This is a genomic window from Mesorhizobium sp. B2-6-4, from assembly GCF_006441495.1.
Classification (GTDB): domain Bacteria; phylum Pseudomonadota; class Alphaproteobacteria; order Rhizobiales; family Rhizobiaceae; genus Mesorhizobium.
On record NZ_VFUE01000045.1, the window covers coordinates 1 to 8,765 of the forward strand.

Annotated in this window: 7 protein-coding genes; all 7 read left to right on the forward strand. The window is 64.0% G+C overall.

The features are described 5' to 3' along the window. Positions 1–280 (forward strand): hypothetical protein (locus FJ426_RS31130; RefSeq protein WP_140825705.1); only part of this gene is annotated, 280 nt, incomplete at its 5' end. Between the two features lie 347 nt (positions 281–627). Next, the gene (gene topA, locus FJ426_RS31135; protein WP_140518283.1) at positions 628–3,249 is read left to right on the forward strand and encodes a type I DNA topoisomerase; all 2,622 of its coding nucleotides are present in this window, start codon (positions 628–630) and stop codon (positions 3,247–3,249) included. A 6-nt stretch (positions 3,250–3,255) separates the two neighbouring features. Beyond that, entirely contained in the window at positions 3,256–5,574 is a 2,319-nt protein-coding gene (gene rnr, locus FJ426_RS31140; RefSeq protein ID WP_140825706.1) for a ribonuclease R, read from the forward strand. Continuing rightward, the gene (locus FJ426_RS31145) at positions 5,574–6,020 is read left to right on the forward strand and encodes a DUF983 domain-containing protein (protein WP_140825707.1); all 447 of its coding nucleotides are present in this window, start codon (positions 5,574–5,576) and stop codon (positions 6,018–6,020) included. Before rnr ends, FJ426_RS31145 begins: the two co-directional genes overlap by 1 nt. 73 nt (positions 6,021–6,093) lie before the next feature. Next, entirely contained in the window at positions 6,094–6,834 is a 741-nt protein-coding gene (locus FJ426_RS31150; RefSeq protein ID WP_140825708.1) for an NUDIX domain-containing protein, read from the forward strand. Positions 6,835–6,857: 23 nt separating this feature from the next. Next, on the forward strand, positions 6,858–8,033 hold the full coding sequence (locus FJ426_RS31155; protein WP_140825709.1) for an MFS transporter: 1,176 nt from the start codon (positions 6,858–6,860) through the stop codon (positions 8,031–8,033). Positions 8,034–8,183: 150 nt separating this feature from the next. Then, a complete protein-coding gene (locus FJ426_RS31160) occupies positions 8,184–8,642 on the forward strand; it encodes a hypothetical protein (protein WP_140518286.1) in 459 nt (152 codons plus the stop codon). The last annotated feature ends 123 nt before the right edge of the window (positions 8,643–8,765 follow it).

The window sequence follows — 8,765 nt, forward strand, 5'->3', positions numbered from 1 at the left end:
GGTCTACCCCGATGCCAACGGCATGACGCTCTACACCTATGACAAGGACGAGAAGGGCAAGACCAACTGCTACGACAAATGCGCCACAAACTGGCCGCCGCTGAAGGCCGAGGCCGGCGCCAAGGCGGACGATGAATGGACCGTTGTCGACCGCACCGACGGCACCAAGATGTGGGCCTATGACGGCAAGCCCGTCTACACATTCATCAAGGACAAGAAGGCCGGCGATGTGTCGGGTGATGGCGTCGGCGGCGTCTGGCATATCGTCAAGGCCGACTAAGGCTGCCACCTTAACTTCGACGTTGCTGCCGGGCGTGCCTTCAACGCCTGGCAGTCCGCATCAGACGCGCTGGCGCGGCATTTGACTCGGTCCACAGGGTCGCCGGCGACCTCATCGGCGCCAATTTGAGCCGCTCCTCACCGCTCCAGCCATTTGTCTTAGTTACCCCTCAACAATGTGATCTTCTCCCATACACTCTTAGAGTGTATTGCTGCCGGCACTCTTGCAATTTGGCCGCTTCCCCTTGACCGGATGCAAAAGCGCGGCCATGTGAGCGACGAACAGAACCGAGATTTCGTCGCGCGCAGCGGAATTCTTCTGCCGCATCACAGCTGATATGAGCCCTCATGGACGTCGTCGTCGTCGAATCGCCGGCCAAGGCGAAGACAATCAACAAATACCTCGGCAAGAACTACAAGGTTCTGGCCTCGTTCGGCCATGTTCGTGATTTGCCGGCCAAGGACGGCTCGGTGCGACCGGACGAGGATTTCGCCATGTCCTGGGCGGTCGACACGGCATCCGGCAAGCGCCTCGCCGACATCGCCAAGGCGGTCAAGGACGCCGACGGCCTGATCCTCGCCACCGACCCGGACCGCGAGGGCGAGGCCATTTCCTGGCACGTTCTGGAAGTCTTGCGGCAGAAGCGCGCGCTGAAGGACAAGCCGGTCAGCCGCGTCGTCTTCAACGCCATCACCAAGAGCTCGGTGCTCGAGGCGATGGCCAATCCGCGCCAGATCGATGCGCCGCTGGTCGACGCCTATCTCGCCCGCCGGGCGCTCGACTATCTCGTCGGCTTCACTCTTTCGCCGGTACTGTGGCGCAAGCTCCCCGGAGCCCGTTCCGCCGGCCGCGTGCAGTCGGTCGCCTTGCGGCTGGTCTGCGACCGCGAATCCGAGATCGAACGCTTCATCCGCGAGGAATACTGGCAGATCGCTGCCATCCTCGGCACGCCGCGCAACGAGAACTTCGAGGCGCGCCTGACCGCTTTCGAGCGCAAGAAGTTGCAGAAGCTCGACATCGCCAACAAGGCGCAGGCCGACGACATCAAGGCCATGCTCGAGGGCGCGGCCTTCAAGGCGCTGTCCGTCGAAGCAAAACCCACCAAGCGCAATCCGGGCCCGCCCTTCACCACCTCGACATTGCAGCAGGCCGCCTCGTCGGGCCTCGGCTTTTCGGCCAACCGCACGATGCAGGTGGCGCAGCGCCTCTATGAAGGAATGGAGATCGGCGGCGAAACCACCGGCCTGATCACCTATATGCGAACCGACGGCGTGCAGATGGCGCCCGAGGCGATCTCGGCCGCACGCGATGCCATCGCCAAGGAATTCGGCCCGAAATACCTGCCGGAAAAGCCGCGCCTGTACACGACCAAGGCCAAGAACGCCCAGGAAGCGCACGAAGCGATCCGCCCGACCGACTTCATGCGCACGCCGGCATCGGTCAGGCAATATCTCGATGCCGACCAGATGCGGCTCTATGAATTGATCTGGAAGCGCGCCATCGCCAGCCAGATGCAGCCGGCGGAGATCGAACGCACCACGGTCGAGATCGAGGCGGTCAACGGTGCTCGCACGGCCGAGTTGCGCGCCGTCGGTTCGGTCGTGCGCTTCGACGGTTTCATCGCCGCCTATACCGATCAGAAGGACGATGATTCCGAGGACGAGGAAAACCGCCGCCTGCCCGAAATCCGCGCCGGCGAGCAGCTTGCCCGCCAGGCGATCAACGCCACCCAGCACACGACCGAACCGCCGCCGCGTTATTCCGAAGCTTCGCTGATCAAGAAGCTGGAGGAGCTCGGCATCGGCCGGCCGTCGACCTACACGGCGATCCTGAAGACGCTCGAGGACCGCGACTATGTCACCATCGACAAGCGCCGGCTTGTGCCGCAGGCAAAGGGCCGGCTGCTATCGGCCTTCCTGGAAAGCTTCTTCGAGCGCTACGTCGAATACGATTTCACCGCATCGCTCGAGGAAAAGCTCGACGAGATCTCCGACGGCAAGCTCGCCTGGAAGGACGTTCTGCGCGATTTCTGGAAGGATTTTTCCGGCGCCGTCGCCGACATCAAGGAACTGCGCGTCACCGACGTGCTCGATGCGCTGAACGAGGAGCTGGCGCCTCTGGTCTTCCCTGCCCGGGAGGACGGCTCCAATCCGCGCATCTGCCCCAAATGCGGCACCGGCAATTTGTCGCTCAAGCTCGGCAAGTTCGGCGCCTTCGTCGGCTGCTCGAACTATCCCGAATGCTCCTTCACCCGCCAGCTCGGCGACGCGGCCAATCCCAATGGCGAGAATGGCGGCGGCGAGGACGGCACCAAGGTGCTCGGCAAGGATCCCTACACGGCTGAGGAGATCACGCTGCGCAGCGGCCGCTTCGGTCCCTATATCCAGCGTGGCGATGGCAAGGAAGCCAAGCGTTCCAGCTTGCCCAAGGGCTGGACGCCCGATTCGATCGACCATGAGAAGGCGCTTGCCCTGCTTTCCCTGCCGCGCGATGTCGGCAAGCACCCGGAAACCGGCAAGATGATCTCGGCCGGGCTTGGCCGCTACGGGCCTTTCGTGCTGCATGACGGCACCTACGCCAATCTCGACAGCATCGAGGATGTATTCTCGATCGGGCTCAACCGCGCTGTTTCGGTGATCGCCGAGAAGCAGTTGAAGGGCAAGGGCGGCCGCAATGGCGGCACTGCGGCAGCCCTCAAGGAGCTTGGCGATCATCCCGACGGCGGCGGCAAGATCGTCGTGCGCGACGGCAAATACGGGCCTTATGTCAATTTCGGCAAGGTCAATGCCACGCTGCCCAAGGGCAAGGATCCGCAATCGGTGACGATGGAGGATGCGCTGGCGCTGATCGCCGAGAAGGAAGCCAAGGGCGGCGGCGGCAAGAAGCCTTTCCGCAAAGCGGCGGCGGCCAAGGCCCCCGCTACCAAGAAGACGGCGGCCAAGAAGCCTGCCGCCAGGAAAAAGGGATAGAACGGCGTGGCGCGCAGGATCTCCGCAACAACCCACGGCGACCCGCGCACCGCCGACACAACGGCCAAGGTCAAGGGCGACTACAGGCCCTCGCGTGACGAAATCCTGCGCTACATCGCCGAAAATCCGGATCGCGCTGGAAAACGCGACATCGCCAAGGCGTTCGCGCTGCGCGGCCCGGACCGCATTTGGCTGAAGGATCTCCTGCGCGACCTGCAGGACGAAGGCGTCCTGACCAAGGAGCGTAAGCGCCTGGCCCGCGTTGGCGCCATGCCCCATGTCACGGTGCTCGACATTTTCGACCGCGACGCCGACGGCGTGCTGCTGGCGCGTCCCACCGAACACACCGCCAATGGACCGCCCCCCATCGTTTCCATCCGCCTGTCGCGCAGTGGCGGCGGACCGGCGCCTGGCATTGGCGATCGCGTGCTGGCCAAGACCTTTCCCGCCGACGACACGAATGTCGCCTTGGGCGGCCCGGCCTACACAGGGCGGGTGATGAAGATATTCGAGAAGCGCACGGATGCCGTTCTCGGCGTCTTTCGGGTGCTTCAGGACGGCAGCTTCCGCATCGAGCCGGTGGAGCGCCGGCAACCCGAACTGATCGTCGACAAGGAATTCCAGAACGGAGCCAAGAACGGCGATCTCGTCGAGGTCGAGCCCGCCCGGGCCTCGCGCTATGGCTTGCCGAGAGCAAAAGTGCTCAACGTGCTGGGCTCGCTGACCAGCGAAAAGGCGGTCTCGATGATCGCCATCCACGCACATGACATTCCGCATGTCTTCCCGGCCGACGTCATCGCCGAAGCCGAAGCCGTCAAGCCTGCGACGATGGCCAACCGCGAGGACTGGCGCGAACTGCCGCTGGTCACCATCGACCCGGCCGACGCCAAGGACCACGACGACGCGGTGTTCGCTACGCCCGATCTCGATGAGAAGAGCCCCGGCGGCGTGGTCATCACGGTCGCCATCGCCGACGTGGCTGCTTACGTCCGCTACGGCACTCCACTCGACCGTGAAGCGCTGAAGCGCGGCAACTCGGTCTATTTCCCGGATCGCGTCGTGCCGATGCTGCCCGAGCGCATCTCCAACGATCTCTGCTCGCTGCGCGAAGGCCAGGATCGCCCGGCACTGGCCGTGCGCATGACCTTCTCGGCGGACGGGCGCAAGATCAGGCATTCCTTCCATCGCGTCATGATGAAGTCGGCGGCCAAGCTCGCCTACCCACAGGCGCAGGCGGCGATCGACGGCGTACTGGACGACAAGACCGGGCCGATCCTCGACGCGGTGCTGAAGCCGCTATGGGATGCCTATGCGATCCTCAAGCGCGGACGCGATGGCCGCCAGCCGCTCGAACTCGACCTGCCCGAGCGCAAGATCCTGCTGAAGCCCGACGGCACTGTCGATCGCGTCGTCGTGCCGGAACGGCTCGATGCCCATAAGCTCATCGAAGAATTCATGATCCAGGCCAATGTCGCCGCCGCCGAGACACTCGAGGCGAAGAAGCAGGCGCTGGTGTACCGCACCCACGACGCGCCCTCGCTGGCCAAGCAGGAATCGCTGCGCGAATTTCTGCAAACCCTGGGCCTGTCGCTGGCGCGCGGTGCGCAGATGCGGCCCGCCCAGTTCAACGGCATTCTCGAGCGCGTGCGCGGCGCCGACAATGAAGGTCTGGTCAACGAGGTGGTGCTGCGCTCGCAGAGCCAGGCCGAATATTCACCCAAGAACATCGGCCATTTCGGCCTCAACCTGAACCGTTACGCGCATTTCACCTCGCCGATCCGCCGTTACGCCGACCTCATCGTGCACCGCGGGCTTATCGCCGCACTCGGCCTCGGCCCAGGGGGCCTGACGCAGGAGGAGGAAGCGCGGCTCGAGGATGTTTCGGTGCTGATTTCCGGCACAGAACGCCGTGCAATGGCGGCCGAACGCGACACGGTCGACCGGCTGATCGCCGCTTATCTCGCCGAGCGCATCGACGACCGTTTCGACGCCCGCATTTCCGGCGTCACCAAATCGGGACTATTTGTCCAATTGCCGCAGTATGGCGCGGATGGTTTCATCCCCGTGTCAACTCTGGGCGGCGATTACTATATATATGACGAAACGGCCCGCTCGCTCTACGGAGAACGCTCGGGCAAGGGTTATCAGCTGGCGGACCGTGTCGAGGTCCGTCTCGTCGAGGTGGCGCCGATGGCCGGCGCGATGCGCTTTGAGATGTTGACCGACCCGAAGCCCCTGCCTGGCTCCGTCAGGTCGTTTCACAAGGCAAAGGGCCGCGCCCGTGCGTCACAATCGCGCCCTGGCTCGCGCGGCAGGAGACGGTGATGGCAAAAGGCATGGAAGAACAGGTTTTCGGCGGCGAACTTCATTCGGGCCGGGTCGCGCGTCCGCTATGGACGGCGATGAAGCGCGGCATGCTCGGCCGCTGCCCGCATTGCGGCGAAGGCAAGCTGTTTCGCGGCTTCACCAAGACCGTCGAGACATGCAGCGTCTGCGGCGAGGAGATACACCATCACCGCGCCGACGATCTGCCCGCCTATCTGGTCATCGTCATCGTCGGCCACATCGTGCTCGGCGCCTTCATGGGCGTGGAGGCGACGTCGACCCTTTCCACCTGGCAGCACATCGCCATCTGGGTACCCTTGACGATCCTGCTGTCGGTTGCCCTACTGCAGCCGGTGAAAGGTGCCGTCATCGGATTGCAATGGGCATTCTATATGCACGGTTTTGCTGGCGAACACGACGTGGCCGAACCCCATCCCGGTGCCTGAGGTGCTGGCTGGCGCAACATGCCAACCGTCAAGGCTACTTTCGCATGCAAGACGTTTCCGCTAGGTCCTGCGCATGGAAGGAATGACCAAGGCGGACGTCGACAGGCTCGACACAGGTCTGGCCACGCATGGCGGCCGGGCGATTCGTCCACGTGATGCCGCGACCCTGATCCTGCTCGACGGCAAGGCCAACGACTTGCGGGTCCTGATGGGTCGCCGTCATGCCGGTCACGCCTTCATGCCAGGCAAGTTCGTTTTTCCCGGCGGCCGTACCGACCCGGCGGACAGCCGCATCCCCACCGCCACCGCGCTGCATCCCGAGCAGGAAGCAAAGCTCATCGCCGGCCCCGGCCGCACGAGCGAGGCGCGTGCCCGCGCCATCGCCTTGTCGGCCATCCGCGAGACCTATGAGGAAGCCGGGCTGCTGATTGGTCGCAAAGGCGCCTTCGCCACGACAAGGTCTGATTGGCAAGGCTTTGCCGAACATGGGGTGCAACCTGCCCTGGACATGCTGCGCTTCATTGCGCGCGCCATCACGCCGCCCAACCGGGTGCGCCGCTTCGACACCCGCTTCTTCTGCGCATGGCGAGGCGACGTCGCCGTCGAACTGCCGGGCGGCGGTCCGACCAACGAACTCGAGGAACTGGTCTGGCTGCCGCTTGCCAAGGCCAGGGAAGCCGACATTCCCGACATCACCCGGATGATCCTGGACGAGCTGGAAAGCCGCCTCACCCATGATCCGCTGTTGCGTCCGGGCGGTCCCGTGCCCTTCTACCGGCTTGTCCGCAACCGCTTCACCCGCGAAATTCTGTAGAACATCGAGTATTCAGACATAACATGACGGTCGATACCCAACCAAAGGGCGACGAGCGCGTACACTGGCTGCCGATGGTGGCGGCGATCTCGTCGATCAGCGTCGTCGGCATCGCCATCGGCCTCGGCATGCCCCTGCTCAGCGTTATTCTGGAAACGCGCGGCCATTCGGCCTCGATGATCGGCCTCAACACGGCTGTCGCCGGCCTGGCCTCGATCGCCGGCGCCCCTCTGGCCACGCCGCTCGCCATGCGCTTCGGCGTTGCCTGGACGATGATCGCCATGATTGCCGCCGGTGCGCTGGCCTTCGTCGGCTTCCACTTCGCACCCGATTTCTGGATGTGGTTTCCGCTGCGCATCGTGCTGCACATCGCGCTGACGGTGCTGTTCATCCTGTCGGAATTCTGGATCAGCACCTCGGCGCCGCCGCACCGGCGAGGTCTTGTGCTCGGCATCTACGCCACCGTGCTGTCGCTCGGCTTTGCCGCGGGGCCGTGGCTGTTCGCCCATCTCGGCAGTTCCGGCTTCAGGCCGTTCGGAGTCATCATCGCATTGGTGGCGTTGGCCGCGATCCCGGTGCTGGCGGCGCGTAACGAGAGCCCGACGATCGTATCCGACGGCGAGACCAGCAATTTCCTGCGTTATATCTGGCTGGTGCCGACCGCCACCGCCGCCGTACTGGTGTTTGGAGCCGTCGAAACCGGCGGTTTCGCCCTGTTTCCGGTCTATGGCAACCGCATCGGCTATTCCGAAGCCGACGCCGCCTTGCTGCTCACCATGATCGGCCTCGGCAACGTGCTCTTGCAGATCCCGATCGGCATGATCAGCGATCGCGTCTCGGACCGCCGCTATCTGCTTCTGGCGTGCGCCACTGTCGGACTCGCCGGTACGATCTTCATGCCGCATCTGGCCGGCAACTGGCACCTGATGGCGGGCCTCCTGTTCGTCTGGGGCGGCGTGGTCGCGGCCATGTACACGATCGGCCTCGCCCATCTCGGCTCGCAGCTTTCCGGCCATGAGCTGGCTTCAGCCAATGCCGCCTTCGTGCTGTGCTACGGCGTCGGCATGGTGCTCGGCCCACAGGCGATAGGCATCGGCATGGATGCGTTCGGTCCCTCTGGTTTCGGCTGGTCGCTCGGCCTGTTCTTCGCCGCCTACATGGTCCTTGCCAGCGTCAGGCTGGTCCGCAAGATTTTGTAAGCCGCCACCGGCGCAAACCGGATTGACGATCGCCCACTGCCGGCTGGCCCCATAACTGGCTACTCCCGGATGACTGGCTGCTGACAGAACCGTGTCAGCAGCCACGGTTTATACGGAGACCTCAAAACACTTGAAGTTGAGGAGACTCCGATGATCGACAGCGGCTTTGAAACCACATCATTGCGGATGACGCTGCTCCTGCTTGTCACTTTCCAGGCGCCGGCCGCGGATGTCGACCGCATCATGGACGCGGTGGTGGCGCTGGCGCCGCTGGCCATGGGTAATTATGACCGCAACGCCTACCAGTCGGCACATGGCATCGAACGCTACCGACCACTTGACGGCGCAGCCGCCGGCGCCGAGACCGAATTGCGGCGCCGCCCCGGCACGGTCGAGGTTTCGTTCGAACTGCCCGATGACCAGGAATTGGCGGCGCGCGTCGTAGAAGCGATCTTCCAGGCGCACAGCTATCAGGAGCCGGTGATCCGCATTCAGCCGGTCCTTGCCAGCCGTTCCAAGGGGCTGGACGACCGCGCCAATCCGAATCGCTGGTGGAACACCACGGGAGATTGGAAGAAAACCATCGTTCTGGAGGCGGAACACGTGTGAATGCCGACAGGCATTGGCTTCCGTGACGGCCGCAAGGCGCGTCGGGCTGTCGGTAGCTAATCAAGTTGTCCGGTTTGGTAGCACATGATCTGTCCGCTTCTGTTTTGGCGTCGAAGCGGTTCA

Bases quoted from the DNA above. Each gene is read 5' to 3' on its own strand.
- topA (WP_140518283.1), top strand. From the start codon at position 628: ATGGACGTCGTCGTCGTCGAATCGCCGGCCAAGGCGAAGACAATCAAC.
- FJ426_RS31145 (WP_140825707.1), top strand. From the start codon at position 5,574: ATGGCAAAAGGCATGGAAGAACAGGTTTTCGGCGGCGAACTTCATTCG.
- FJ426_RS31150 (WP_140825708.1), top strand. From the start codon at position 6,094: ATGGAAGGAATGACCAAGGCGGACGTCGACAGGCTCGACACAGGTCTG.
- FJ426_RS31155 (WP_140825709.1), top strand. From the start codon at position 6,858: ATGACGGTCGATACCCAACCAAAGGGCGACGAGCGCGTACACTGGCTG.
- FJ426_RS31160 (WP_140518286.1), top strand. From the start codon at position 8,184: ATGATCGACAGCGGCTTTGAAACCACATCATTGCGGATGACGCTGCTC.